The 25,669-nt window shown below is 64.8% G+C and carries 24 protein-coding genes and 2 tRNA genes; 12 read left to right on the forward strand and 14 right to left on the reverse strand.

What is annotated here, in order from left to right; all coding sequences use genetic code 11:
• Window positions 1–21 precede the first annotated feature (21 nt).
• From AB2B41_RS04055 to AB2B41_RS04075, 5 genes are all read right to left on the reverse strand, one after another.
• On the reverse strand, window positions 22–891 hold the full coding sequence (locus AB2B41_RS04055) for a branched-chain amino acid ABC transporter permease (RefSeq protein ID WP_367876463.1): 870 nt from the start codon (window positions 889–891) through the stop codon (window positions 22–24).
• A gap of 60 nt (window positions 892–951) precedes the next feature.
• Window positions 952–2,196 (reverse strand): urea ABC transporter substrate-binding protein, encoded by a 1,245-nt coding sequence (locus AB2B41_RS04060; RefSeq protein ID WP_367876464.1) that lies wholly within the window; start codon window positions 2,194–2,196, stop codon window positions 952–954.
• A gap of 43 nt (window positions 2,197–2,239) precedes the next feature.
• Window positions 2,240–3,877, reverse strand: coding sequence for a flotillin family protein (locus tag AB2B41_RS04065; RefSeq protein WP_367876465.1), 1,638 nt, complete (start codon window positions 3,875–3,877; stop codon window positions 2,240–2,242).
• A gap of 322 nt (window positions 3,878–4,199) precedes the next feature.
• A complete protein-coding gene (locus AB2B41_RS04070) occupies window positions 4,200–5,846 on the reverse strand; it encodes a hydantoinase B/oxoprolinase family protein (RefSeq protein WP_367876466.1) in 1,647 nt (548 codons plus the stop codon).
• Complete coding sequence (locus AB2B41_RS04075; protein ID WP_367876467.1) at window positions 5,843–7,888, reverse strand: hydantoinase/oxoprolinase family protein; 2,046 nt, start codon at window positions 7,886–7,888, stop codon at window positions 5,843–5,845. The genes AB2B41_RS04070 and AB2B41_RS04075 overlap by 4 nt, the downstream gene beginning before the upstream one ends.
• Window positions 7,889–8,078: 190 nt before the next feature.
• Here AB2B41_RS04075 and AB2B41_RS04080 point away from each other — a divergent pair, with 190 nt between their 5' ends.
• Genes AB2B41_RS04080 through AB2B41_RS04100 form a run of 5 tightly spaced genes read left to right on the forward strand, consistent with a single transcriptional unit; the run spans window position 8,079 to window position 14,496 of the window.
• Window positions 8,079–8,915, forward strand: coding sequence for an FAD binding domain-containing protein (locus tag AB2B41_RS04080; protein ID WP_367876468.1), 837 nt, complete (start codon window positions 8,079–8,081; stop codon window positions 8,913–8,915).
• Entirely contained in the window at window positions 8,912–11,647 is a 2,736-nt protein-coding gene (locus AB2B41_RS04085) for a molybdopterin-dependent oxidoreductase (protein ID WP_367876469.1), read from the forward strand. The genes AB2B41_RS04080 and AB2B41_RS04085 overlap by 4 nt, the downstream gene beginning before the upstream one ends.
• Window positions 11,644–13,095, forward strand: a complete 1,452-nt coding sequence (locus tag AB2B41_RS04090) for a 6-hydroxynicotinate reductase (protein ID WP_367876470.1) — start codon at window positions 11,644–11,646, stop codon at window positions 13,093–13,095. The genes AB2B41_RS04085 and AB2B41_RS04090 overlap by 4 nt, the downstream gene beginning before the upstream one ends.
• The gene (locus AB2B41_RS04095) at window positions 13,092–13,922 is read left to right on the forward strand and encodes a UPF0280 family protein (RefSeq protein ID WP_367876471.1); all 831 of its coding nucleotides are present in this window, start codon (window positions 13,092–13,094) and stop codon (window positions 13,920–13,922) included. The genes AB2B41_RS04090 and AB2B41_RS04095 overlap by 4 nt, the downstream gene beginning before the upstream one ends.
• Window positions 13,915–14,496, forward strand: a complete 582-nt coding sequence (locus AB2B41_RS04100; protein ID WP_367876472.1) for an amino acid synthesis family protein — start codon at window positions 13,915–13,917, stop codon at window positions 14,494–14,496. Before AB2B41_RS04095 ends, AB2B41_RS04100 begins: the two co-directional genes overlap by 8 nt.
• A gap of 75 nt (window positions 14,497–14,571) precedes the next feature.
• Here AB2B41_RS04100 and AB2B41_RS04105 read toward each other — a convergent pair.
• Together AB2B41_RS04105 and AB2B41_RS04110 are read right to left on the reverse strand one after the other, a co-directional pair.
• Window positions 14,572–14,646, reverse strand: a tRNA-Asn gene (locus tag AB2B41_RS04105).
• A 74-nt stretch (window positions 14,647–14,720) separates the two neighbouring features.
• Window positions 14,721–15,638 (reverse strand): MBL fold metallo-hydrolase, encoded by a 918-nt coding sequence (locus tag AB2B41_RS04110; protein ID WP_367876545.1) that lies wholly within the window; start codon window positions 15,636–15,638, stop codon window positions 14,721–14,723.
• Window positions 15,639–15,858: 220 nt separating this feature from the next.
• On the opposite strand from AB2B41_RS04110, the gene AB2B41_RS04115 reads away from it, so the two are divergent.
• Window positions 15,859–17,184 carry an ATP-binding protein gene (locus AB2B41_RS04115; RefSeq protein WP_367876473.1) on the forward strand — a complete coding sequence of 442 codons (1,326 nt, stop codon included), beginning with the start codon at window positions 15,859–15,861 and terminating at the stop codon, window positions 17,182–17,184.
• 96 nt (window positions 17,185–17,280) lie between these two features.
• Here AB2B41_RS04115 and AB2B41_RS04120 read toward each other — a convergent pair whose 3' ends face one another.
• Entirely contained in the window at window positions 17,281–17,706 is a 426-nt protein-coding gene (locus tag AB2B41_RS04120; protein WP_367876474.1) for a response regulator, read from the reverse strand.
• A 7-nt stretch (window positions 17,707–17,713) separates the two neighbouring features.
• On the reverse strand, window positions 17,714–18,838 hold the full coding sequence (locus AB2B41_RS04125) for a sensor histidine kinase (protein ID WP_367876475.1): 1,125 nt from the start codon (window positions 18,836–18,838) through the stop codon (window positions 17,714–17,716).
• 148 nt (window positions 18,839–18,986) lie between these two features.
• On the opposite strand from AB2B41_RS04125, the gene AB2B41_RS04130 reads away from it, so the two are divergent.
• The gene (locus AB2B41_RS04130; RefSeq protein ID WP_367876476.1) at window positions 18,987–19,436 is read left to right on the forward strand and encodes a PaaI family thioesterase; all 450 of its coding nucleotides are present in this window, start codon (window positions 18,987–18,989) and stop codon (window positions 19,434–19,436) included.
• A gap of 7 nt (window positions 19,437–19,443) precedes the next feature.
• On the opposite strand, the gene AB2B41_RS04135 is transcribed toward AB2B41_RS04130, so the two are convergent.
• Window positions 19,444–19,519: transfer RNA gene (locus tag AB2B41_RS04135), tRNA-Ile, on the reverse strand.
• 115 nt (window positions 19,520–19,634) lie between these two features.
• On the opposite strand from AB2B41_RS04135, the gene purM reads away from it, so the two are divergent.
• The 4 genes from purM to AB2B41_RS04155 all read left to right on the forward strand — a co-directional run bounded on the left by purM (window position 19,635) and on the right by AB2B41_RS04155 (window position 22,877).
• A complete protein-coding gene (gene purM / locus AB2B41_RS04140; RefSeq protein ID WP_367876477.1) occupies window positions 19,635–20,681 on the forward strand; it encodes a phosphoribosylformylglycinamidine cyclo-ligase in 1,047 nt (348 codons plus the stop codon).
• The gene (purN, locus tag AB2B41_RS04145; protein WP_367876478.1) at window positions 20,678–21,274 is read left to right on the forward strand and encodes a phosphoribosylglycinamide formyltransferase; all 597 of its coding nucleotides are present in this window, start codon (window positions 20,678–20,680) and stop codon (window positions 21,272–21,274) included. Before purM ends, purN begins: the two co-directional genes overlap by 4 nt.
• A gap of 74 nt (window positions 21,275–21,348) precedes the next feature.
• Window positions 21,349–22,506, forward strand: a complete 1,158-nt coding sequence (gene rnd / locus AB2B41_RS04150; protein ID WP_367876479.1) for a ribonuclease D — start codon at window positions 21,349–21,351, stop codon at window positions 22,504–22,506.
• A 23-nt stretch (window positions 22,507–22,529) separates the two neighbouring features.
• On the forward strand, window positions 22,530–22,877 hold the full coding sequence (locus tag AB2B41_RS04155) for a RidA family protein (RefSeq protein ID WP_367876480.1): 348 nt from the start codon (window positions 22,530–22,532) through the stop codon (window positions 22,875–22,877).
• A 24-nt stretch (window positions 22,878–22,901) separates the two neighbouring features.
• Here the strand turns inward: AB2B41_RS04155 and AB2B41_RS04160 are convergent, their stop codons facing one another.
• Window positions 22,902–23,420: a hypothetical protein gene (locus AB2B41_RS04160; protein ID WP_367876481.1), complete on the reverse strand. Its 519-nt coding sequence runs from the start codon at window positions 23,418–23,420 to the stop codon at window positions 22,902–22,904.
• Window positions 23,421–23,550: 130 nt separating this feature from the next.
• Between AB2B41_RS04160 and AB2B41_RS04165 the strand changes: the two genes are divergently transcribed.
• Window positions 23,551–23,961, forward strand: coding sequence for a SufE family protein (locus AB2B41_RS04165; RefSeq protein WP_367876482.1), 411 nt, complete (start codon window positions 23,551–23,553; stop codon window positions 23,959–23,961).
• A gap of 89 nt (window positions 23,962–24,050) precedes the next feature.
• Here the strand turns inward: AB2B41_RS04165 and AB2B41_RS04170 are convergent, their stop codons facing one another.
• From AB2B41_RS04170 to AB2B41_RS04180, 3 genes are all read right to left on the reverse strand, one after another.
• A complete protein-coding gene (locus tag AB2B41_RS04170; RefSeq protein ID WP_367876483.1) occupies window positions 24,051–24,686 on the reverse strand; it encodes a DUF1638 domain-containing protein in 636 nt (211 codons plus the stop codon).
• Window positions 24,683–24,838, reverse strand: coding sequence for a hypothetical protein (locus AB2B41_RS04175; protein WP_367876484.1), 156 nt, complete (start codon window positions 24,836–24,838; stop codon window positions 24,683–24,685). Before AB2B41_RS04175 ends, AB2B41_RS04170 begins: the two co-directional genes overlap by 4 nt.
• A 93-nt stretch (window positions 24,839–24,931) precedes the next feature.
• Window positions 24,932–25,633, reverse strand: a complete 702-nt coding sequence (locus AB2B41_RS04180; RefSeq protein ID WP_367876485.1) for a corrinoid protein — start codon at window positions 25,631–25,633, stop codon at window positions 24,932–24,934.
• Window positions 25,634–25,669: the final 36 nt, after the last annotated feature.

Here is a 25,669-nt window from a genome sequence, read left to right on the forward strand (position 1 = left end):
TGCGAAGGGTGGAGCTGCCGTTCATAGGGATTTACGGAAGAACCGCCCGGTGATCCCGCGCGGCATCAGCCGCAGCAGGACGATGGCCGCGATCAGAAGGGCAACCTCGCCCAGTGTCGGTCCGGCAAGGAAGGAGAAGATGCCGTTGATCCCGCCCAGCAGGATGGAGCCTGCGGCGGTGCCCGCAAGGATCGACGCGCCGCCGGAGATGACGGTGATGAAGGCCTTGGCGATGTAGGTGGCACCGATTGTCGGCAGCACCCCGGTGACCGGGGCGAGCAGCCCGCCCGCCAGACCGGTGACGGCTGCCCCCAGACCGAAAGTGATCATGTAGATGCGCGAGGTGGATACGCCGAGTGCCGAGGACATCTCGGCGTTCTGCATCGTGCCGCGCGCGACAAGCCCTAGCCTGGTCAGCTTGAGCACGGCAAAGACCGCGATAAACAGCAGGATCGTGATCCCGATCAGCAGAAGTTCATACCCCGAAGCGGTGTAGTCTCCGATCCGGATGATGCCGAGCGGCGGTTTGATGGTGGTGGCAGTGGAGGCGCCGAAGATCGAGGTCACAAGTCCGATCAGCAAGAGAGACAAGCCCCATGTGGCCAGCAGGGTATCCACCATCCGACCGTATAGCCACCGGATCAGCAATCGCTCCACGATGACACCCATCACGCCCACGACAAGCGGCGCGAGGATCAGCATCGCGATCCAGACATTCACGCCGTTGTTCGTCGCCACGACAACCGTGTAGCCGCCGACCATGAGGAATTCCCCATGGGCGAGGTTGATGACACGCATCATCCCGAAGATGATCGCCAGCCCAAGGCTGATCAATGCCAGGTTGGCGATGACGTAGACAAGCTGGAACAGGACGGCGAGAACTAGGTCCAAGGGTCTCTCCCGAAGTGCGGAGGATCGGCCCGGCGGGATGCCGGGCCGGCGAGGGGCGTCTTACTTGATACCAGCGGCCTCAAGCCCGTTTTCGAACAGGAACGTCGACTGGTTCGGGTTGGCGTTCAGGTCGCAGACCAGCGCCGTATCGGCGGGCGGCTGCGCCTCGAAGCTTTCCACGATGTTCCACTCCTGGTCCTTCAGTTCGCCGATGTAGACGTTCATCGAGCAGTGGTTGGTCTGCGGGTCGATGGTCACCGTGCCGGAGGGGCCGTCATAGCTGAGACCCGAGCGCAGCGCCTCGATCACCGGCCCCCGGTCGGGCGTGCCTGCCGCCTTGACGGCCTCGGCCCAGAGCATAGCGCCCTCGTAGGACCGGATCGCCAGTTCGTTCATCACCGGTGCGTCGTCCCCAAGCTTGGCCTTGAGCCTTTCGAGGAAGGCCGCGTTCACGGGGTTGTCCGCCGCTTCGAAGTAGCCGTAGGAGGCCAGGATTCCGTTGCCTTCCTCGGCCGAGATCAGCTTTTGCTCGTTGCCGACGCCGAAGGTGGTGGAGGCGATCGGGATCTCCTGCATCATGCCGGCCGCGGCGTACTGGCGGTAGAAGGATACATGCGCGCCGCCGACGAGGGCCGAGATGACGAAGTCCGGCTTGGCCGTCTGGATCTTGTTGATTGTCGGACCGAAATTGGTCACGTCGAGCGGGAAGAATTCCACGTCGAGCGTTTCGCCGCCGTTCTCGGCCACGAACTTCTGCATCCACTGCGCGGTGATCTGGCCGTAGTTGTAATCCGCCGCGACGATGTAGACCTTCTTGCCCCATTTCTCCATCCCATAGGGCACGACCTTGGCCACCGTCTGCGCGGGCGTGGAGCCGGTGCAGAAGTTGTTGTAGTCGCAGACCCCGCCCTCGTACTGGACGTTGTAGAAATAGAGCGTCTGGAAACGCGACAGGGTGGGCCGGATCGCCTCGCGCGAGGCCGAGGTGATGCCCGCGTGCACGGTATGTGCCTTGTCGCCCGCCGCCGCCTGCGTGGCGTACTGGGTGTAAAACTGGATGGTGGACTGCGCATCGTAGAGGGTCAGTTCGACCTCGCGGCCCAGAAGGCCGCCCGCCGCGTTGATATCCTCGATCGCCAGCTTGGTCGTCTCGGCCATGGGCGCGCCGTAGATGTCCAGACCGCCTGAGAGGTCAAGGATGGAGGCGAACCGGATGGAGTCGGTCTGCGCGCGCCCGATGGTCGCCGGTGCCGCGAGTGCCATGGCCGTGGTGCCCATCACGAAATGTCTTCTGGAAATACTCATGAGTGATCTCTCCTGTTGGGGTTTTGGCTGACGGGTGCCGCCCTCAGCCTTTTTGTTCGGGCTTCGTATCGCCCGATTTCGCGTCATCTTTCGGTTTGGTCTTACGCTCCGTCGGATCGTCGAGCGATGCGGAGATGCCGCGCAGCCCGCCGCCAATGTTCATGCCCACCTCTTCGCCAAGCTTCTGGATCGCGGGCAGTTGCAGGGCCATGCCAAGCACTGAATCGACCACCTGGTTCACCGTCGATTTGTCGCCGCCGCCTTCGCCGCCACCAGTTCCACCTCCAAAGCCGTTGACCTGGTTGATGCGGATGGTCTCGATCTTTTCGGCGGGTTTCATCATCTGTTCGACCACGCGGGGCAGGGCGCGCAGGCGGGCCTCGTGCAGCTTTTGCGCGATAACTTCCGGTGTCTGCGTGTTCTCGGAAGCGATGATCGCCGCACGGCCTTCGGCTTCCGACAGCAGCCTGTCACGCTCGGCCTGCGCACGATCGCGCAGCGCCTTGGCATCCGCTTCGGCCATCGACACGATGGTACCGGCTTCGGATTTCACACGCAGGTCGTCCACCTCGGCCTGTTCGGCGGCCCGGATCAGCGCAAGCGCCTTTTCACGTTCCGCCGCGGCGGTTTCGCGAACGGTCTGCACCCTTTCCTCGGCTTCCGCCTCGCTTGCCTTGGCGGCGATTGCCTCGGCCTCGGCGCGGGCCTCTTCCTCGCGCTGCTTGGCCAGCGCGATCAGGTTCTCGGATTTCTTCATGGCCGAATTGAGCTCGGACTCGAGGCTCTTGCGGCGCAACTCGGTGTCGCGCGCGATCTCGGACATGCGCACTTCGCGTTCGCGGTCGATCCGCGCGGCCTCACGCCGCTTTTCGGACTGCGATTGCTCTTCTGCGGTCTGGGCCGCCGAGCGGGAGCGCGCGATTTCGATGTCACGCTGCTGGTCGATCATCGCCTCTTCTTCCTCGCGCGAGATGATGAGCTTGCGCTTGGTGGCATCAAGCTGGCTCTGACGGACTGAGACATCGGCATCGGCCTCGATGACCGCGCGTTCCTTCTTGTTGACGGCGATGATCTCGGCCAGCCGCCGCATCCCAAGCGCGTTGAAGGCGTTGTTCTCGTCCAGCGCGTGGAACGGTGTCTGGTCGATCCGCGTGAGCGAGACCGATTCCAGCATCAGGCCGTTCTGGGACAGGTTTTCGCTCAGCATTTCGCTGATTTCCTTGGCGTATTTCCCGCGATTGTCCTGCAATTCGTCCATTGTATAGGAGGCCGCGACCGACAGCATGGCGTCGACGAGCTTACCTTCGAGGATTTCTTCGAGGTCGGCGGCTCTGAAAGACTTTCCCGCCAGTGCCTGCGCGGCCGTGGCCACGCCTTCCTCAGACGCCCTCACGCGGACGTAGAATTCCGCACCGATATCGACGCGCAAACGGTCTTTGGTGATGATCGACTTCGGCCCAAGGCGGTCGATCTCGAGCTTGGAGGTCCGCATGTTGACCTCGGAGACCTTGTGCAGGAACGGCAGCGCGAGGCACCCTCCGTCCAGAACCACTTTCTGCCCGCCCAGACCGGTCCGCACGATGCTGATCTCACGCGTCGCTTTCCGGTAGTATCTGTTCATGAACAGAATGAGCAGAACGACTGCGATGATCAGCAAAACGATCGTGACAAACCACGCCATGGCCGGACCCTGTCTTGTTTCGGTATTTGCAGAAAGAAACGCGTCTAGCCAAAAACGGACGCAAGCTTCAAAAGCCAATACACACCCCAGTCTTCAGCGTAGAGATTCATCAAAAAATTTGTCAACAATTATCTGGGCCTTGCGGGGCATGGCCGGGGAGGTGCGGAAAAACCGGGCATGGCAGCGGCGCTTTCTTGGGTCAGAAAGCCGGGGTTCCTGACCCTCTCCGGACGCGCTGCATGGATGCCCGATATGCCTCTGGCAGCCATGGCGGCAAACCGCCGATTGCGGCGCTATGAGGGTTTTTTCGAAGGCCGTTGCTCTATGCCCGGCCCAGGCGCTTGTCCTGTTCGATCAGCCGTGCATCGCGTTCGCCCGCCGGGCCATAGCCGCCACCTCCCGGCGTCTTGACCCGTACGCGGTCCCCGGCCTTCAGCGGAATGTCCTGTTCCTTGGACAGATGCTCGGGCGTGTACATCTCGCCATCGCGCCAGACCTCGACCACGTTCGGCGCACCGTCCGCGCCGCCCAGTGCGCCCTGCGGTCCGAACCGGCCATGATCCATCACGAAACTTGCCCGCGCAGACCCGCGCCGCAGTTCGACCTCGTAATCGAGCCCCAGACCGCCCCGGTGCCGACCCGCGCCGCCCGACCCCTCGCGCAGGGCATAGCGGCGATAGAGTACCGGAAAGTTCTGCTCCATGATCTCTACCGGCGGTGACTTGGATATCCCGATGGTCGAACAGCCGTTCGACAGCCCGTCATGATCGGCATTGCCGCCATACCCGCCGCCCGAAAGCTGGTACATCACGAAATCGCGCCCGGTCAGCGGATCGTACCCGCCAAGGGCGAAGTTTCCGCTGGTGCCCGCCGGTGCCGCCGTGACCCTGTCGGGGAGCACTTCGACCAGTGCCGCGAAGACCGCCTCGGCAATGCGCTGGCTGATCTCCGCCGCGCAGCCCGAGACGGGGCGAGGATAGCGGGCGTCGAGGAATGTCCCCTCGGGCCGGATCACCTCGAGCGGCTCGAAGGCGCCCGCGCTGATGGGAACTTCGGGAAAGATATGCCGCATGGCGAGGTAGACCGATGACAGGGTCGTTGCCAGAACCGAGTTCATCGGCCCCTGGCAGGGCGGGCTGCTTTCCGAGAAATCGAATTTCAGGTGTCCCGGCGTTTTCGTGATGGTGAGCCTGATGGCCAGCGGCTCGTTCACCACGCCGTCGCTGTCGACCCAGGCGGTTGAGCGGTAGCTACCGTCGGCGATCTCATCGATCAGGGTGCTCATCTGCTCGCGGGCGCGGATGCGCAGCTCGGCGATGGCCTCCCGCACGGCGTCGTCGCCGTAGCGGTCCAGCAGGGCGTTCAACCGTTCCTCGCCCACCATCAGCGCCGCCGCCTGTGCCTTCACGTCGCCGATGCGCTGGTCGGCGACGCGGATGTTCGAACAGATGATCGAATAGATTTCCTGGTCCAGCACCCCCTGCTTGTAGAGGCGTACGGGGGGCAGGCGCAGGCCCTCCTGTTCGACCGATGTTGCCGATGCCGAAAAGCCGCCGGGCACCGCGCCGCCGGTGTCTGGCCAATGCCCGGTGTTGGACAGCCAGCAGAAGATCTGGCCGTTGCGATAGAAAGGACGGGCAAACCGCACGTCCATCAGGTGCGTGCCGCCGAGGTAGGGATCGTTGACGATATAGATGTCGTCGGGTTGGGGCGCGGCCACCCGGCCGTCTGCAATCATCTCGATCAGGGTGCGTGTCGAATACTGCATCGTGCCGACAAAGACCGGCAGGCCCCCGGCACCCTGCGCGATCAGGGAGCCATCGTCGGCGGCGTAGATCCCGTCCGACCGGTCGTTGGCCTCGGCGATCACGGGCGAAAAGGCGGCGCGGGAAAAGCTGAGGTCCATCTCGTCGCAGACCTGTTGCAGACCGGCCTGGATGACCGACAGGGTGATCGGGTCGATGGTCATGACGCCCCTCCGATATGGATGATCAGGTTGCCGTCCGCGCGGCCCTCGACCCTGTCGCCGGGCGGGACCAGGATGGTGGTGTCGAATTGCTCGATGATCGCGGGGCCCTCCAGATCGATCTCGGCAGGCATGTGGTCGCGCCAGAACACGGGCGTGCGGTGCGGCTCCCCTTCAAAGATCACATCCCGGTGCGCGGATGGCTTGGCACTTTCCTTGCGGCCCGCCGGGTCGATCAACTGCACGAGGTCGATCTCGGCGCGTGAGCCGATGACGGAGCAGTTCACATTCACGATCCGCGCGTTGATCTGCGCAAGCTCGACCCGGAAGCGCTTCCAGTAGACCTCTTCGAAACGGCTGCGCAGGTCCTCGCGGCTGGGCTTGCCATCGTCGAGGGGGACACGCACGATATGGCTCTGCCCTTGGAACTGCATGTCGACGCTGAAATTGCAGATGATGCCGCGCAGTTCGACGTTCTCGCGCGCGAGGGCCGCGCGCCCCTGGTCGGCCTGGTCGGCAAAGAGCGCATGCAGCGCTTCCATGTCGGCGCTGTCGAGCGGAGCGTTGATCGTGCGGACGTAATCATGGCGCAGGTCCGCCACGATGCACCCCAGCGCGTTCGTCAGGCCGGGCCGGGCAGGGACCAGCACCCTTGGAATGCCCAGTTCCCGCGCCAGCGCGGCAGCATGCAGCGGCCCCGCGCCGCCGAAGGCGAAAAGGGCAAAGTCGCGCGGGTCCTCGCCTAGTGACAGCGACACCATCCGGATCGCCCCGGCCATCTTGGCGTTGGCCACGCTGATCACGGCCTCGGCCGTTTGCTTGGCATTGAGCCCAAGCTTCTGGCCGATCTGCGTCTCGAAGGCGCTGCGCACCTGTTCCAGCCCCACACCACCCGCCACGGCATTCAACTTGCCGGGATCGAGCCGCCCGAGCAGCAGGTTCGCATCCGAGATCGTGGGCTCAGTGCCACCCTTGCCGTAGCAGATGGGGCCCGGGTCGGCACCGGCGCTTTCGGGCCCGATCTCAAGCAGTCCTGCGAGGTTCACATGGGCGATGGAACCGCCCCCGGCCCCGACCGTGCGCACGTCGACCATCGGCACATGGATCGGCATGGCGTATTCCACCTCGATCTCGTTCGAGACCGAAGGGTAGCCATCGCGGATCAGCGCGACGTCCGTCGATGTGCCGCCCATGTCGTAGGTCAGCAGGTTCTTCTCGCCCGCCATGCGACCCGTATAGGCCGCCGCCATCACGCCCGAGGCGGGGCCGGACATCACCGTCTTGGCGGCCTCGCGGGACACCAGTTCCGAGGAAATCATGCCGCCGTTACCGTTCATCACCAGAACGTCACCCGCATATCCCCCCGCGCGCAGCTCGGCGCGCAGACGCGCCATGTAGCGCTCAAGCAAGGGCTGGACCGAGGCGTTGACGGCGGCGGTCACGCCCCGTTCGAATTCGCGCGTCTCCGACAGCAGGCTGTGGCCGGTGGTGATGAAATCGTTGGACCAGAGCGTTTGCGCGATCTCGGCCGCCCGCAACTCGTGTGCGGGGTTGGCGTAGGCGTGCAGGAAATGGATGACCAGCGCCTCGCAGCCCTGTTCCAGCAGGTGCGTGACGGCGCGACGCACGGCGTCTTCGTCCAGCGGCGTGACGATCTCGCCCGCCGCATCCATGCGTTCGGGCACCTCAAGCCGGAGATCGCGCGGGATGATCGGGCGGAAGGTGCCCTTCATGCCATAGGCCTGCGGGCGGGTCCGTCGACCGAGTTCGAGGACGTCCCGAAATCCGGCGGTGGTGATCAGGCCGGTCCGCGACAGCTTGCGCTCCAGCACGGCGTTGGTCGTGGTCGTCGTACCATGGACGATCAGATCGACCTCCGCCAGGTCGACCTCCGCCTCCCTGATCGCGGCCAAAACGCCAAAGGCCTGGTTATCGGTCGTTGTCGGGGTCTTCGCGATGCGCAGCCCGCCGCCCTGCGCGTTGATCTGGATGAGGTCCGTGAAGGTGCCGCCGACATCCACACCGATGATTTTGCCACCTGCCAAGGGCCGTCCTTTCCGGGTTCGGTTTGCCGCGAGTATGAGCGCAGCGCGCTCGGGTCCGTCAATGGTGAATTCCGGCGCAGTCCCCGCCGCGCGTTATCGGGGGCGCGAAATGGTGCCGTGTTGACAGCCCGTCAGGCCTGTCGCACGCTCCACCCGTATTCAATCAAGATTGGTGGCTCTGCACCCGCCCATGCACTATCTCCGACCCGAGACGCTGGACCAGGCCCTTGCGGCGCTGGCTGAGGCCAGGCCAAGGATTGCGGCGGGCTGCACCGATCTTTTTCCAATGACACCGACGCGCGGTCTGCCGGGACCGGTGCTGGACATCACCGGAATCGCTGGGTTGCGCGGGATCGCGCGAACACCGGATGGCTTGCGCATCGGTGCTGCAACGACCTGGACGGATATCCTGCGTGCGGATTTGCCACCGGCGTTGCGCGGGCTGCAACTGGCGGCGCGCGAGGTCGGTGCACGGCAGATCCAGAATCGGGGCACCCTTGCGGGGAACCTCTGCAACGCCTCTCCGGCGGCGGACGGTGTGCCGCCGCTGCTGACACTCGATGCCCAAGTCGAACTGCAGAGCGTCGCAGGCAGCCGCAGCTTGCCGCTGGCCCAATTCATCACCGGGCCCCGGCAGACCGCGCTGCAAAGCGGAGAGATGGTCACAGCGATCCATCTGCCAGAGGCGGCATTGCGCGGCCAGTCACATTTCCTGAAACTGGGCGCACGCGCATATCTGGTGATCTCCATCGCCATGTGCGCGGTACGGATAGAGGTCGGGGATGGCGTGGTGACCGATGCCGCCCTTTCCATCGGGGCCTGTGGCCCGTTGGCGTTGCGTCTCGGCGCGGTGGAGGCAGCGCTGGTCGGTCATCCGCTCGATCCGTCGCGGGTCACGGATGCCGCTGTCGCCGCTGCCCTCTCACCGATCGACGATGTTAGGGCCGACGCGCGTTACCGGTCCGAGGCGGCGGCGGAGGTGCTGCGCCGCACGCTGGCGGCAATGGCCGCGGAGGAGGTGGCATGAATATCCAGCCCCCTCGGCTGACTCTGAAGATCAACGGACAGGCGCGCCCGGTGATGGCACAGCCGGGCCGCCGCCTGTCGGAAGTTCTGCGTGAGGATATGGGCCTCAGGAGCGTCAAGGTCGGGTGCGATGCGGGCGACTGCGGGGCCTGCACGGTGCTGGTGGACGGGGCGCAGACCTGTGCGTGTCTCGTGCCGGTGGCGCAGGTGGCAGGGGCGACAATCGAGACGTTGGAGAGTACGCAGGACCCGCTGATCGGTCAGTTGCAGGCGGCCTTTCTCGCCCATGGCGCGGCGCAATGCGGCATCTGCACGCCGGGTGTCATGATGGCCGCTCTGGAACTTCTGCGTGATACGCCACGGCCCGATGAGCGGCAGGTCAAGGACGCCCTCGGCGGTGTGCTCTGCCGCTGCACCGGCTATCGCAAGATCATCGCGGCGGTCATGCAGGCCACGGATTTGCCGCCCGCCGCGCCAGTCCCCGAGGCGGGCGGTAGCGTGGGTCGTCCAGTCCCGCGTCTCGACGGGCTGCCGAAGGTCAAGGGGACCGAGGTCTTCGGTGCGGACCACGTCCCCGAGGGCGCCTTGCTGGTGCGGGCGGTGCGCGCGCCGCATTTCCATGCGTCTTTCACCTTCGGTGATATCGACGCCTGGAAAACCGCACATCCCGGTGTCGTTGCGGTCCTGACCGCGGCCGACATCCCCGGCGAGAACCGCTTTGGCGTGATCCCCCCGCTGGCCGATCAGCCCGCGTTGGCCGAGAAGACTACCCGCTTTCTCGGCGAGGCGGTGGCCCTCGTCGTCGGAGAGCAGGGCGCGGTAGAGGACATCGACCTTGAACGCTTTCCCGTCACATGGACTCCGCTGCCCCACAGCGTGACACAGGCCGCCGGAGCGGCAGAGGACGCGGCGCAACTGCATCCCGACCGGCCGGGCAATCTGCTGATCACCGGGCGGGTCGTCACCGGCGATGCCGACGCGGCGCTGGCAGCTTCGGCGCATGTCGTCTCGGGCCGGTTCGAGACGGGCTACGTCGAACACGCCTACATCGAGCCCGAGGCGGGGGCAGCGTGGCTTGACGGTGACAAGCTGGTGATACAGGCCTGCACGCAGGCCCCGGTCATGGACCGGGACGATACCGCGAAAGTGCTCGGACTGCCGCGCGAAGGGGTGCGCATCATCCCGGCGGCGGCGGGCGGCGGTTTCGGGGCAAAGCTCGATCTTTCGGTGCAGCCCCTGCTGGGGCTTGCGGTGCTCAAGACCGGGCGGCCTTGCCGCATGGTCTTCAGTCGCGCCGAATCCATGCAAGCCAGCACCAAGCGGCATCCGGCGACGATGACCGCCTCTATCGGGGCGGATGCGGAGGGGCGGATCACCGGCATGTGCTTCGATGGCGATTTCAACACCGGGGCTTATGCCAGCTGGGGCCCGACTGTCGCCACGCGCGTTCCGGTGCATGCCTCGGGCCCCTACCTGACGCCAAGCTACAGCGCCCATGCGCGGGCGATCCACACCAACGGACCGGTGTCGGGCGCTTTCCGGGGGTTCGGCGTGCCGCAGGCGGCGATCTGTCAGGAGCTGCTCTACGACGATCTCGCGGCGGCTTGCGGGCAGGACCGGCTGGCCTTCCGGCGGCTGAACGCGCTGCGGGACGGGGACAAGACGCCGTCGGGCCAAGCGCTCACATCGGTCGGGATGGCGGATTGCCTCGATGCGCTTGCGCCAGCCTGGGAAAAGGCAACCGATGCCGCGCGGCGTTTCAACGAAACCAGCGAGAAGGTCCGGCGCGGCGTCGGCATCGCCTCCTGCTGGTACGGCTGCGGCAACACCGCGCTGCCCAATCCATCGACCATCCGTATCGGGATCACCGCAGAGGGGCGGCTGCGCCTGCATCAGGGGGCCACGGACATCGGGCAGGGGGCCAATACGGTGATCGCCCAGATCGCGGCGGACGCGCTGGGCGTGGCGATTACCGAGATCGAACTGGTGGGGCCGGACACCGACCTGACGCCGGACTGCGGCAAGACCTCCGCTTCGCGCCAGACCTTCATCACCGGCAAGGCCGCGCTGAAGGCAGGGGAGGCCCTGCGCGACGCGATCCTGCGGCAGACCAACCTGTCCCGCGTGGAAAGCATCGCTTTGGGCAACGGTGTCCTCACCGTGCGTGACGGGGCCGAACGGCGCGACATCCCGCTGGCCTCGCTTGAACAGGATGCGCATGGCTATGTGCTGTCGGCCGAGGAAACCTACGACCCGCCAACCTCTGCGCTGGATGCGGACGGGCAGGGGGTGCCCTACGCCGTCCACGGCTACGGCGCGCAGATTGCCGAGGTCGAGGTGGACATGCGCCTTGGCACCACCCGCGTGCTGCGCATGACGGCGGCGCACGACCTTGGCCGCGTGATCAACCCGGTGCTGGCCGAAGGCCAGATCGAGGGGGGCATCGCGCAGGGGCTTGGCCTTGCCCTGATGGAGGAATTCATCCCCGGGCGCACCGAGAACCTGCATGACTACCTGATCCCCACCATCGGCGACATGCCCGAAGTCGTCTCGATCCTGATCGAGAAGCCCGATCCCGAAGGCCCGATGGGCGCGCGCGGTCTGGGGGAGCATGTGCTGATCCCCACCGCCCCCGCGATCCTGAACGCGATCCGCGATGCTTCGGGCGCGCGGGTGACGCGGCTGCCCGCCTTGCCGCACCGCGTGCTGGCCGCCATCCGGGAGGCGCGATGACCCAGCCCGACACCCCCGTGCGGCCCGAGAAGATCCGCTGCGATGCCTGCCCGGTGATGTGCTATATCGCCGAGGGCAAGATTGGCGCCTGCGACCGCTACGCCAATGAGAACGGCAGGATCATCCGTTGCGATCCCCTGACGATCTTCGACCGGCGGCTGGAAAAGGGGGACGAGATCAAACCGTTCCTCGCCGCCGACTGGGATGGAGAGCGGGTCAACAATGCCGACATGGTGGTGACGGCCATCGGTGCAGGCACCACCTATCCCGATTACAAGCCCGCGCCCTTCATCGTCAGCCGGGACATCGACGGGGTGGATTTCGTCTCGGTGGTGACGGAGGCGATCTTTTCCTATTGCGGGGTGAAGGTGAAGATCGACACCGACCGCCACCTTGGCCCCGAGACCGCCGCCGTGCGGTCGGAAGGCGAGTGCATCGGTCATGTGATGACCTCGGAATACGGCTCTCAGATGCTGTCGCTGGGCGGGGTGGATCACCTGACCGGCGGCTCCAAGGCCGAAGGGCGCAAGACCTGCGACGCGCTGCTTCGGCTTTGCAACAAGGAAGCGGTGGAACTCACCATTGACGGTGGCTCCACCGTGGTGGTGCAGGCCGGGCAGGCCCCCATCGTGGACGGCACACGCGAAGAACGCATGCGCGTCGGCTGCGGGTCGGCGACCATCGGCATGTTCGCCTCTCAGTGGAAGGGACTGGTGGACGAGGTCGTGGTCGTGGACGATCACATCACCGGGGTCGTATCCGAGCATCAGGCGGGGAAGGTCATCGACTGGCCCGACACCGGCATCCGCATCCTAGGCCACCGCTCCACGCCGGGGCGGTATTTCAAGGTGGCAAAGCCCGGGCTGGGCTGGGGCGGCACCGACATTGCCGATCCGCTGAGCATTCTGGGCCCCTGGCGCCCAGAGAAGGGCGCGCGCCCCGGTCTACGGCTGCTCATGGTCTCCACCACCGGGGAGCACAGCGGCTATTACGAGTTGAACGATGATCTGCGGCCGGTCGAACAGCCTATGCCGCAGGCGTTGCAACCCTCCGTCGATCTGATCGCCGAAAACTGCGAACCTGCCCTTTGCACTGTGCTTTTTATGGGCGGCGCGGGGGGGTCGCTGCGCTCTGGCGTGACCCGCAACCCGATCCGCCTGACGCAGTCTGTCCATGCAGAGCGGACCCGCGTCACCGTGGGCGGCGCGCGGGTCTACATATGGCCGGGCGGGGGCATCACCCTGATGGTCGACGTGCTGGGCCTGCCAGACGGGGCGTTCGGCTATGTGCCGACACCGGCGCTGGTCGCGCCGCTGGAATTCACCATTGCCCGGGACGAGTACGAACGCCTTGGCGGCCACGCGGCTTCGGTGCGCGAATTGTCGGACGTTCTGGCAACCGGTGGCGAATACGGCAGCGCGGTGCGGCTTTTGGGGGAGAAACCGTGAGCAGAGGTCCACAGGCCGCCCTGCTGCCCGACGGGCGGCGGCTGCATCTGCATCACGGCCCGGTCGATCTGATCATCGAGGTGATCGGAGCCCCGCGACAGGCAGCTTACGAACGGGCCATCGCGCGCTTTGACGGGCTGCTCGACGGTCTGGTGCGGGAATTGCCGGCGCTGCGCTGCCCGCTTGACGGGCACCGGTTCTCGGATCCCGTCGCGCGCCGGATGGCCGCCGCCGTCGCTCCCTTCTCCGGGCAATTCGTGACACCCATGGCGGCTGTCGCGGGTGCTGTCGCCGATGAAATGCTGGCCGCCCTGGTGGCGGGCGACACGATCCCCAGGGCCTACGTCAACAATGGCGGCGACATCGCCTTTCACCTCGCCCCCGGGCAATCGATGACATCCCTCGCTCCGTCCGGTGAGATACGCATCACCGCTGACAGCCCCGCGCGCGGCATGGCAACGTCTGGCTGGCGCGGCCGCAGCCATTCGCTCGGCATTGCCGACGCCGTCACCGTTGTTGCCCGTAGCGCCGCCGCCGCCGATGTTGCCGCGACCCTGATTGCCAATGCCATCGACTTGCCGGGGCATCCGGGCATCGCGCGAACGCCTGCGACGACGCTGAACCCGGACAGCGATCTGGGCGAAAGGCTCGTAACCACCGGCGTTGGCGCACTGCATGACCACGAGGTCGCTGCGGCTCTTGAGCGGGGCCTGCGTGTGGGCGAGGATTTTCGAGAGCGCGACCTTCTGCATCAAGCAGCCCTTGTCCTCGACAGGCAAGTCGCCACAACCCATTCCCAGCCTGAAAGCGTCCTGAGCCATGCCTGATTTCCCCGTCCGGAAAATGCAACTGATCCTAGAAGAGGTCCGCCACGACGGCGGACCGATGCCACAAACGCCGCGCAAGCTTGGCGCCATTCTGGCCTGCGTCGGCAACCCCTTTGCGGGCCGGTACGAACCCGATCTGCAGCCCGCTATGGAAGACCTCAAACCCCTCGGCACCGAGATGAGCGAACGCCTGATCGCGGCCCTTGGCGGAAAGGACGGGATCGACGGTTACGGCAAGGGCGCGGTCGTTGGCGAAAACGGCGAGCTGGAGCATGGCGCGCTCTGGCATGTGCCGGGCGGCTACGCCATGCGCGGCCTTCTGGGCCAGTCGAACGCCATCGTGCCCTCCTGCATGAAACGAGGTGGAATCGGCACCCGGCTCGACATCCCTCTCGGTCATATCAATGCCGCCTACGTGCGCAGCCATTTCGACGGGATCGAGGTGGGCCTGCCCGACGGCCCGCGCGCCGACGAAATCGTCTTTGCCCTGGCCATGTCCTGCGGCGGACGGCTGCACAGCCGCATGGGTGGGCTGGAAGCCTGGGATGTCGAGGGCAAGGACGGCCTTCGCTGATCAGAGAACTGCCGTCCGTGCCGCGTTCACACACACAAATAAGCCCTCAAGTCTAAATGACTTGAGGGCTTATTATGGCTCCGGCGGTAGGGATCGAACCTACGACCAATTGATTAACAGTCAACTGCTCTACCGCTGAGCTACGCCGGAACGGTTCGGGCGATATAGCAGTGGTGTTTTGGCACGTCCAGAGGGTTTTGCGGAGTTTCCGGGAAAAATTCCGGTCAGTCCGAAAGGAGCCGGAAAGGGACATCCGCGTGCAGTTCTCCCACCGGAGAGACCGTGGATTTCCCCATCAAATCAACAAGGTGCGCCAGAACGTTGCGGGTCGCGGCGCCGATAAGGGCGAGCGGCGTTTCAGTGTAGACTTCCGTAGCGATTGCGCGCGCCGTGGCGGGGGCGCTGCGGAGCGCATCGAGGATCGCCGCCTCGCGGGCGCGCCTGTGTGTGACAAGCCAGTCGAGCCGTGCTGCGGGTGCGCCGATCGCGTCACCGTGGCCGGGCAGGAAGGCGTCCCATTCCCGTGCGGCGAGTTTTTCGCAAGAGGCCATGAAATCGGTCAGATCTCCATCGGGGGGAGAGACCAGCGACGAGGCCCAGCCCATCACGTGGTCGGCGGTGAAACACGTCCTGCCCCAGGCAAGACACAGGTGGTTGCCGATATGTCCCGGCGTGTGCAGCGCCTCGAGCGCCCAGCCGTCCCCCTCAACGATCTCGCCATCCTTCAGGGTCCGGTCCGGAGTGAAGCTCTCGTCGATTCCCTCGCCGCCACCCATCAGGCCGGTCGCGGCAAGCTGCGCCATGACATCCGACCGCCCCGCCTCGGCATCGCCGAAGGCCAGCACGGGGGCCCCGACCTCGGCTGCCAGCGGCCGGGCCAGCGGTGAGTGATCCAGATGGGTGTGGGTGACGATGATGTGGCTCACTTCCTGGCCCGGTTTGATCGCGCGGAGAATGGCTTGAAGATGTGCGGCGTCATCCGGGCCGGGGTCGATCACGGCAAGCTGCCTGTCGCCGACGACGTAGGTATTGGTGCCCCGATAGGTCATGGGCGACGGGTTCGGCGCAACGATCCTGCGCAGCCCGGGCGCGAGTGTCTCAGCTTTGCCTACGGGCGGATTGAAATCGTCAGGCGGCTGCATCGGTCTTCTCCGGCTCATGTCGCTGTCCAAGACTTATGCTAAGCGGCGGTCTTTTGCACCCGCTTTACGCGCCATGCTCCTGTGACGCCGGTGCGCCCCGAGAAGTGCTTCCGTACCGTGCATTGCGGAGGCGGGCATTTCACAGCACTATCCGATCTCAAACAGGCTGCGGGCGTTTCGGCCCCGGCTATGGCGGAAACGATCGGTCGGTGACCTGCGCATGTCCTTCGTCTGGCTCAAACACTACATGCCGCGCGGCATCTACGGACGTGCCGCGCTTATTCTGCTCTTGCCGGTCGTGTTCATCCAGCTTGTCGTCACCGTCGTCTTTGCCCAGCGGCATTTCGAGGGCGTGACCCACCAGATGACCGACACCATGCTGCGCGAGATCGCCTTGATCATGCGCGCCGCAGAAGACGCGGCCACGCCCGACGAGGTGTCCGAGGAAGTGAACAGGCAATTCGGTCCGCTCGACATCGCGGTAATTCCGGCGCCGCCCCGGGATATCCCGGACAACAGTAAAATGGTCTGGTACGATTATTCCGGGCGCGTCATCGTGGAGCGGTTCTCGGAAATGCTCGAGGGGTTCCGCGCTGTCGATCTGCGGACCAACAGGCTTGTTCGGCTCTATCTCGACAGCGAGAAAGGGCCATTGGAGCTTCAGTTCGACAGGCGGCGGATATCGGCCAGCAATCCGCACCAGCTCTTTGTCTACACCATCTTTTTCGGCGTCCTGATGACATTCATCGCCTCGATCTACCTGCGCAACCAGTTGCGACCGATCAAGCGGCTTGCGCGGGCCGCCGAGGCCTTTGGCAGGGGGCGGCATTTGCCCTATACGCCAGCGGGCGCGGTCGAGGTGCGCAGCGCAGGCAATGCCTTCGTCGACATGCGCAGCCGGATAGAGCGTCAGATCGAACAACGTACCCTGATGCTCTCGGGGGTAAGCCACGATCTGCGCACGCCCCTCACGCGGCTACGGCTGGGGCTATCGATGCTGGACGAAGAGGAAGCCGCGCCGCTGCTGCAGGATGTGGACGACATGCAGCGGATGCTGGATGAGTTCCTGAACTTCGCCAAGGGCGCGGCTGAGGGGACGCCCGAAAAGGTCGATCCGCATGTCTTTGTCCGCCAGATCGTCGAGGACGCGCAGAGGGCTGGCCGTGACGTGACGCTCCTGCCCGCCGAGGGCGACGGGGACGGCATGGTGAGCCTGCGCAGGACCGCCATGCGGCGCGCTGTCGACAACCTGATCTCCAACGCCGTCCGCTACGGTGCGAAGGCCGAGGTTTCCGTGATGCTCTCGGACAAGACGCTGCGCATCAGGGTCGAGGATGATGGTCCGGGCATCCCTGAGGACCTCAGGCAGGAGGCCGCCAAGCCCTTCACCCGGCTTGATCCGGCGCGCAATCAGGATCAGGGCGGCGGTGTGGGCCTCGGGCTTGCGATCGCGACGGACATTGCCCGCGCCCATGGCGGCGTATTGCGACTGGGTGAATCCTCCCGACTGGGAGGGCTGCGCGCGGATATCGTGATCGCCCGCTAAGTCGATCCCTTCACAGCATCGCGCCCGCGGATACCATGGTCTGGCATCGGGTTCTCACTGTACAGGACCGCCAAGAGCCGATGGAGGGCGTTCGCCTCAGGCCTGATAGCGCTGCCCCCCGCCCCCTCCCGCGGCGCGGCTGATCAAGCTGACGCAATCGGTCATCATGTCCTTGACCTGCGAAAATTCCGAAGGTTTGCACAGATAGGCCGTCGCTTTCTCCCGATAGGCAAGCTCGATGTCGTCGGGATGATCCGAGGAGGAGTACATGAACACCAGGGGCCAGGTCCGCGCGCGCTTTTCGCGCAGCGAACGCAATACGTGAAAGCCGTTCTCGCCCGGCATGTTGACATCGAGAAAGATCGCGTCGAAGTCGCTCCGGTCGAGGGTCGCAATCGCAGATACAGCATCCTCGGCTTCCTCCAGATCGACCGTGTTGAGATCGGCCTTGTCGAAGGCGCGCCTGAGGATCATCCGGTCGATCTGGGAATCGTCCACGATCAAGATTCTTGCCTGCCGCATCTCAGCTCTACCTTTCTGCGTCGTCCGCTGCCGCTGGAAGCACCATTTCGATGATGGCGCCGCTCAATGCTTTCTCGCGAGCCCCAAGACGCCGGACCGTTCCGTGATGCCGGGCGATGACCCGTTCAACGAGGGACAGGCCGAGGCCCGATCCGGCAATGCCCTGGCTGTTCGATTGCCGTACCATGGGCTGAAAGACGTCTTCGATCCGGTCCGGGGCAAAGCCCGCACCGTTGTCAGACACCACGATCCGCACACGGTTCTCATCCGCCGGCTCCGCCGTCACACGCACCGTGCTGCCGAGGTCGGTGGCACCGTACTTGATGGCGTTCTCGAAGAGATTTGCGAGCACCGCCAGCATCTGGCCTGCGTTGGCACGGATCATCAGATCGTTGCATTCCGTCTCGAGAGACAGGCGGGTATGTCCGGTCATCTCGGCCGCGCGGTGACACAGCGCATCGATGCTGAGCGCCTCGAGGCTTTCGATCTCGTCATCTTCGGCGGCGTGCAGCCTTTCCAGCCCCGCCAGCAGGTCCAGCAGGGCGCCCGCGGATTTCTCAATCTCGTCGGCCAGCACGGGCACGTCGTCCTTGTCCGCCGCGTCGGGGGCGGCCGACATGGCGATGATTTCTGCCAGAAGCTTGTGATGCCGGATCGGGCCGCGCAGGTCGTGAGCGACGAAGCGTGTGAACCTGCGCAGGGCGAGGTTGTCGATCTCCAGCGCCTTGCGCGCTTCCTCCGTTGCGACCTTGTCGCTGACGTCCTCGGAGGCGGCGATGATCATGCCGTCAAGCTCGCCCCCCTTCACGAGGCTCACCCGGACGCGCCAGTGTTTCAGCGTGCCGCCGGCGGTGGGGCAGGGGGCATCGAAACTGACGGTCACGCCGCGCCGCGCCGAGGCAACGGCGTTCTTCAGCGTCTCGCGCGATTCCTCGGGCCAGAGGTCCCACCAGTCCTGCCCACAGAGCGCATCGAAATCCTCGATCTCCATGATGTCCTGGCCGTTCTCACTCATGAAGCGGAGCCTGCCGCTTTCGTCGAGGATCTTGATGCACTGGGGGGACTGGCGCAGCATCGCCATCGCCATGTTCCCGTCGATCTGATCCTCGGTGACCGCATTGACGCGTAACAAGTCAAAGTCCTCTGTCTGTTCGCCCTGAACTGGTAGTTCAGAGGCGTTAAGAATCCCTTTTCGACCGAAGGACGTGGCGGAACGATTGTCATTGCGGCTCGGGTCCGTGCAAAAGGACACACCTTTCCGCGTCAGCCGAGGACTTCGCATGACCCCCTATGACATGATCAAATCCCATCTCGACGCCGCCGTGCCCTTCGCCAACCACGTTGGTGTCAAATTGCTCGAAATCGGGGAAGGCACGGCCAGCGCCCAGCTGGCACAGCGCGAAGAGGTGTCGAACCATATCAAATCAATGCACGCCGGCGCCATGTTCACGCTGGGCGAGGCAGCTTCTGGCGCTGCCCTGGCGGGTGCGCTGGCACCGGTGATCCTGCAGATGCGCCCGGTCGCCGCGACCTCCCAGATCACCTTCAAGAAGGTCGCCATGGGGACGCTGACGGCAGAGGCAAAGACCTCGCAAAAAGGCGCCGACCTGATGAAGGCCATCGAAACCGACGGCAAGGTAGCCTTCGACGTGCACGTCGACATCCGCGACGCCGAGGGGGATACGGTGGTCGAGATGACGGTGAACTGGTACGTGAGTGCTGCACGCTAGGCAGTCATGGTAGGCCCGGCAGGACTCGAACCTGCAACCAAAGCGTTATGAGCGCTCTGCTCTAACCATTGAGCTACAGGCCCGCCATGGCTTTTGGGTATGCGCGATGCGTACTTTCGTCAAGGCTTACCGTTGCACAGCCATGGGCGATGCACTAACCCCTCGGCAAGCGCCTGTGTGCAGCGAGGGGATTGAGGCATGAGCACTTCGAAAAACGGGATCACCTATGCCGACGCGGGGGTCGATATCGACGCGGGCAACGCCCTTGTCGAACGGATCAAGCCTGCGGCCAAGCGCACCGCCCGGCCCGGCACGATGTCCGGCCTCGGCGGTTTTGGCGCGCTTTTCGATCTCAAGGCCGCGGGCTTTGCCGATCCGGTGCTGGTGGCCGCGACCGACGGCGTGGGGACCAAGCTGCGCATCGCCATCGACACGGGCAACGTGGATGGCATCGGCATCGACCTCGTGGCGATGTGCGTCAACGATCTGGTCTGCCAGGGGGCGGAGCCCTTGTTCTTTCTCGATTATTTCGCCACCGGCAAGCTGGAGCTTGACCAGGCGGCACGGATCATCGAAGGCATCGCCGAGGGCTGCGCGCGCTCCGGCTGCGCACTGATCGGGGGAGAGACGGCGGAGATGCCGGGCATGTACGGTGCCGGCGACTTCGACCTCGCGGGCTTCGCCGTGGGCGCGATGGAGCGTGGCACGGACCTGCCGCGTGACGTTTCCGCAGGTGACATCCTGCTGGGTCTGCCCAGCGATGGCGTGCATTCCAATGGTTATTCGCTCGTGCGCAAGCTGGTGGAGCTAAGCGGGCTTGGCTGGGACGATCCATGCCCCTGGGGTGACGGCAGCCTTGGCGAAGCCCTGCTGACGCCCACGCGGCTTTACGTGAAAGGCGCCGTCGAGGCGCTGAAAGCGGACGCGGTTCACGCGCTGGCGCATATCACCGGCGGCGGGCTAACCGAGAACCTGCCGCGCGTCCTGCCCGAAGGGCTTGGGGCCGGGATCGACCTTGGCGCGTGGAACCTTCCGCCGGTCTTTCGCTGGCTTGTGGCGCAAGGCGGCATGGCCGAGGCGGAACTGCTAAAAACCTTCAACGCGGGCATCGGCATGGTCGCGGTCGTGCCGCCCACGCAACTTGACGCGGCCCGTGCGGCCTTTGCGAGCGACGGTCACGCCCCGGTCGAGATCGGCAGGATCGTCGAAGGGTCGGGTGTCAGCTACAAAGGCAGCCTGCTTTGACCAAGCGGGTTGCGATCTTCCTCTCTGGTGGCGGGTCGAACATGCGCGCGCTGGTCGAGGACATGACCGGCGATCACCCGGCGCGTCCCTGTCTGGTGTTCTCCAACCGTGCGGATGCCGGCGGCATCGCCTGGGCGCGCGACCGGGGCATCCCGACAGAGGTCGTCGACCATCGCCCCTTCAAGGGCGACCGGCCCGCTTTCGAGGCGGAGATTTCCGCTCGGATCGCGCCCCATGGGCCGGACATCATCTGCCTGGCGGGTTTCATGCGCCAGCTTACCGGCGGTTTCACCGACCTCTGGACGGGACGGATGATCAACATCCATCCCTCATTGCTGCCCAAGTACAAGGGGTTGCACACCCACGCACGTGTGCTGGAGGCAGGCGACGCCCTGCACGGCTGCACGGTGCACGAGGTCACGGCGGCGCTGGACGATGGTCCGATTCTCGGCCAGGCCACACTGAAGGTCGCCGAGGGCGACACGCCCGACACGCTGGCGGCGCGTGTCCTGAAACTGGAGCACCGGCTCTATCCGGCGGTCCTGCGCCGCTTCGTCGCCGGAGACCGCACGCCGGTCCTGATCGAAGGCTGACTGGCCAAGGCGGATCGCGTGCTATAGCGTCCTCAGAACAGCGGTTCTGCCCGGCGCACGAGTAAAGAGAACATATGAAAACAATCACAACGACTGTTGATCTTGCCCTTTTCTGCAACGCGGCCGCCGCCGAGGCCTACGTCACCGTCGATACCGAATTCCTGCGCGAGCGAACCTATTATTCCAAGCTCTGCCTGATCCAGCTTGCAATGCCCGGAAAGGACGACAGCAACGCCGTGCTTGTCGACCCATTGGCGGGCGGCATCTCGCTTGAGCCGCTTTACGAGCTTTTCCGCAACACCGGGGTGGTCAAGGTCTTCCACGCCGCCCGGCAGGATCTCGAGATCTTCTACGTCGATGCGCAGGTCTTCCCTGAGCCCCTGTTCGACACGCAGGTTGCCGCCATGGTCTGCGGCTTTGGTGAGCAGGTGGGCTACGAGACGCTGGTGCGCAAGATTTGCCATTCCGGCGTCGACAAGACGTCACGCTTTACCGATTGGTCGCGGCGTCCGTTGTCGGATGCCCAGAAGAAATACGCATTGGCGGACGTGACACATCTGCGGCAGATTTACGAATATCTGGCGGAGAAGCTCGAAGAGAACGGGCGCGAGCGCTGGGTGGCGGAAGAGCTGTCGACGCTGACAACGCCGGATACCTATATCACCGCCCCGCAAGACGCCTGGAAACGCGTCAAGACGCGCACGAATTCCCCTAAGTTCCTCGGGTTCGTGCGCGAACTGGCCGCCTTCCGCGAGGACTACGCCCAGCAACGCAACGTGCCGCGCAACCGCGTTTTCAAGGACGATGCCCTGATCGAACTGGCCAGCCTCAAGCCCTCCGATCACGAGGAACTGGGCCGCGCCCGGCTTCTGCTGCGCGAGGCACGGCGGGGCGACATTGCGGAAGGGATACTCAAGGCCATCGACCGGGCGCGGGGCTGCAAGCCCGAGGACCTGCCAAAACCGGACCGCAGCCGGGACAAGTTGCAGGTGAACCCGGCCCTTGCCGATCTGCTGCGCGTGCTTCTGAAAGCCAAGACCGAGCAAGAAGGCGTGGCGGCCAAGCTGATCGCGCCCGCCGCCGACCTTGACGGGATCGCGGCGGGATTGCGGGACATTCCGGCCCTGCGCGGGTGGCGGCGCGAGGTCTTCGGCAACGATGCGCTGCGGCTTTGCGAGGGCAAGATCGCTCTGACGGCGCGCGGCAGCGACGTCGAGGTGGTCGAGGTCTGATCTTTTGAAACTGGAGACGAAGTATGGCGGATATCAAGAGGCATCACACAAACCAGCGCATGAGCCAGATCGTAGCTCACAACGGCACGATCTATCTGGCCGGTCAGGTGGGCACGGCGGGCGAAAGCGTGGCGCGGCAGACGCAGGATTGCCTTGACAAGATCGACGCGCTGCTGGCCGAGGCAGGCTCTGACAAGTCGCGCATCCTTCAGGCGGTGATCTGGCTCGCTGACATGGCCGACTTCGACGAGATGAACGGGGTCTGGGACGCCTGGGTTCCGGAGGGTCACGCGCCCGCGCGCGCCTGCGGAGAGGCGAAGCTGGCCAGGCCAGACTTTACCGTGGAAATCATCGTGACGGCAGCAGGCTGACGCGACAACCCTTCAAGGGTCAGGTCAGCGGCGCACGACCCGCGCGTTTTGCTGACCTTCGACGCGGATCTGGCGGACGCCGCGCAACTGCTGATCGGTGACCTTGCGCGCCGCGATCACCTCGCGCGTGGGCTTGGTCCCGACCGGTGTCGGACGATTGGGCCGGATGCCTTCCAGACGGTAGGTCAAAACCCCGTCAACGGCTTCTTCCTCTTCGTTCACTGGCGTCAGCTGCACCGCGTAGATGCCCTGCCGAGCGGCAAGGCCCGTCGCGCGGATGATGGCGCCACCCGGTACCCGCTCGACCGTGAGGTCCGTCACTTCTTCAAAGGGCTGTCCCAGGTAGACCTGGGTTTCGGGCCGGTTGAAGGAGAAAAGCCCGCCGCCCTTGGGGATCAGCGGATTGGTGTTTTCCGCCTGCTCGATCCGCTCGGACCGGGATTGACCGAACCAGTTGAACGGGTTGATGCGGCTTTCCCTGACCGTGGCACAGGCGCTCAGAACAAGGGTCGCGGCCAGAAGAAGGGGAAGTGTCTTGCGCATCGGGATTGCCCTGGGAAGTTCTGCTCGTGTTTTGACTACCCTATTGGGGGTTCCTTGGGAAGGGGCTGGACCTTTGCGGGATGGGCTCCTAACTCAGGGCCGACGGATAGACTTGGAAGGGCAAGAACCCATGGCGAATGCCGCGTTTGAAGAACTGGTCGAGGATTTTGAGTTTCTCGACGACTGGGAAGACCGCTACCGCCACGTGATCGAGCAGGGCAAGGCGATGGCGCCGCTGGAAGAGGCGCTTCGCGTACCGGCCACCAAGGTCGAAGGCTGCGCCAGCCAGGTTTGGCTCCATCTGACCTTCGAGGACGGCAGGCTGCATTTCGATGGGGCCAGCGACGCGATGATCGTCTCCGGTCTCATCGCCGTGCTGCGCACGCTCTTCAACGGGTTGACCCCGGCGGAGGTGCTCGCGGTCGACGCCCGCGCCGAGATGGGACGGCTGGGGCTGAACGATCACCTTTCGGCGCAGCGCTCCAACGGTTTGCGCGCGATGATCGAGCGGATCAGGGAGAGTGCGGCGGCGGTGGCCTGAAAGTCTTCGAAGGAAGCAAGACGTGCAGCGTCGGACTGGGGCTCTGCCCCAGACCCCGGGACTTTTTCTGGCCAGAAAGAGGAGAGACCTCAGAGCCTTTCGAGGGCCGTTGCAAGATCACCGTAACCGGTGAAGCGACGTTCGAAGGCGAGGCCGAGCCTTTCAGCGCAATCCCTGGCTATTTCCGTCAGCGCCGGATCGTCGGTCTGTGCCTGGTAGACGAGCTTTTCGTAATTCCCGAAATACATGTCGCGCAGTTCCGGATGGCGGTCGAGGCCCATGGGCTTCCAGACGAAGGCGTCGAACTGCCGGACGAGGAAATCGGTGAGGTAAAAGGCGGTGAATTCCTCTTCCGCCTTTGCCGCGAAGGCGTCGTTGCCCTCGAAGAAACTGTAGCAATGGGGGCCCGCGACCATTTCAACCCCAAGTTCGGCGCAGGCGGCCTGCAAGAGGCCACCGGTGCCGCAGTCCGCGTAGACCACGAAGATATCGTCGTAGTCCGCCCGGTGTGCCGTCACCGCTTTGCGGACCTCTTCGGCAATCTTGTCGGGATAGAGGTGGTACTTGGCGGGCAGGCAGGTCAGGTCGAGGTGATCCCAGCCATTGCGCTTTTTCAGGTCCAGTATCTCGCGGGCCAGCGCCCCACAGGCGATAAGCAGAACGCGGCCTCGGGGGATCGCCAGCGGCAGGCCTGCCTCGATCAGTTTTTCGTCGGAAGGGATCACCGGCGGATAAGCTGCAGGGCTGCAGCCGCAATCAGCGCAAGGGGCAGGGCGATGACCAGCCCTTGCGGGCCGGCGAGCGGGAGGCCCCAGACGGTGATGCCGGCCGCGACAAGTACGGACAGCGGGATCAGGGCAAATCGGAAAGTTGGCATGGCATATTCCTCTCTCTCAAAGATAAGGGCCCCGGTTCCAAACAAAAAGGCCCCGCCGCGTGGCAGGGCCCTTCGCAAAGAGTGAAACCACCCTCAGGCGGATTTGGCGCTGTTGTGCTTGCGCGCCATCCAGGCCTTGGCGGTCTCGACCGCCACGGCGGCGTCCCGGCAATAGGCGTCGGCGCCGATGGCCTTGCCGAATTCCTCGTTCAGCGGCGCGCCGCCCACCAGCACGATGTAATCGTCTCGAATGCCCTGTTCGACCATCGTGTCGATCACCACCTTCATGTAGGGCATCGTCGTCGTCAGCAGGGCCGACATGCCTAGAATGTCGGGCGATTCCCGTTCCATCGCCTCAAGGTAGTTCTCGACAGGGTTGTTGATGCCCAGATCGACCACCTCGAAACCGGCCCCTTCCATCATCATGCCGACGAGGTTCTTGCCGATGTCGTGGATGTCGCCCTTCACGGTGCCGATCACCATCTTGCCGACGCGGGGCGCGCCGGTCTCGGCCAGGAGCGGCTTGAGGATGGCCATGCCGCCCTTCATCGCGTTGGCGGCCAGCAGCACCTCGGGCACGAAGAGAATACCGTCACGGAAATCCGCGCCGACGATGGTCATGCCCCCCACGAGCGCCTTGGTCAGGATGTCGTATGGCTCCCAGCCGCGCTCCAGCAGGATCTCCACGCCCTCTTCGATCTCTTCCTTGAGACCGTCGTAGAGGTCGTCGAACATCTGCTGAACCAGTTCCTCGTCATCCAGTTCGGAGAGGATGATTTCGTCTTCGTCGGACATCTGTTGTTCCTTCTGCCATGCTTGCAGGGCTGCGCC

The organism is Sulfitobacter sediminis (genome assembly GCF_040811725.1).
Taxonomy (GTDB): domain Bacteria; phylum Pseudomonadota; class Alphaproteobacteria; order Rhodobacterales; family Rhodobacteraceae; genus Sulfitobacter; species Sulfitobacter sediminis.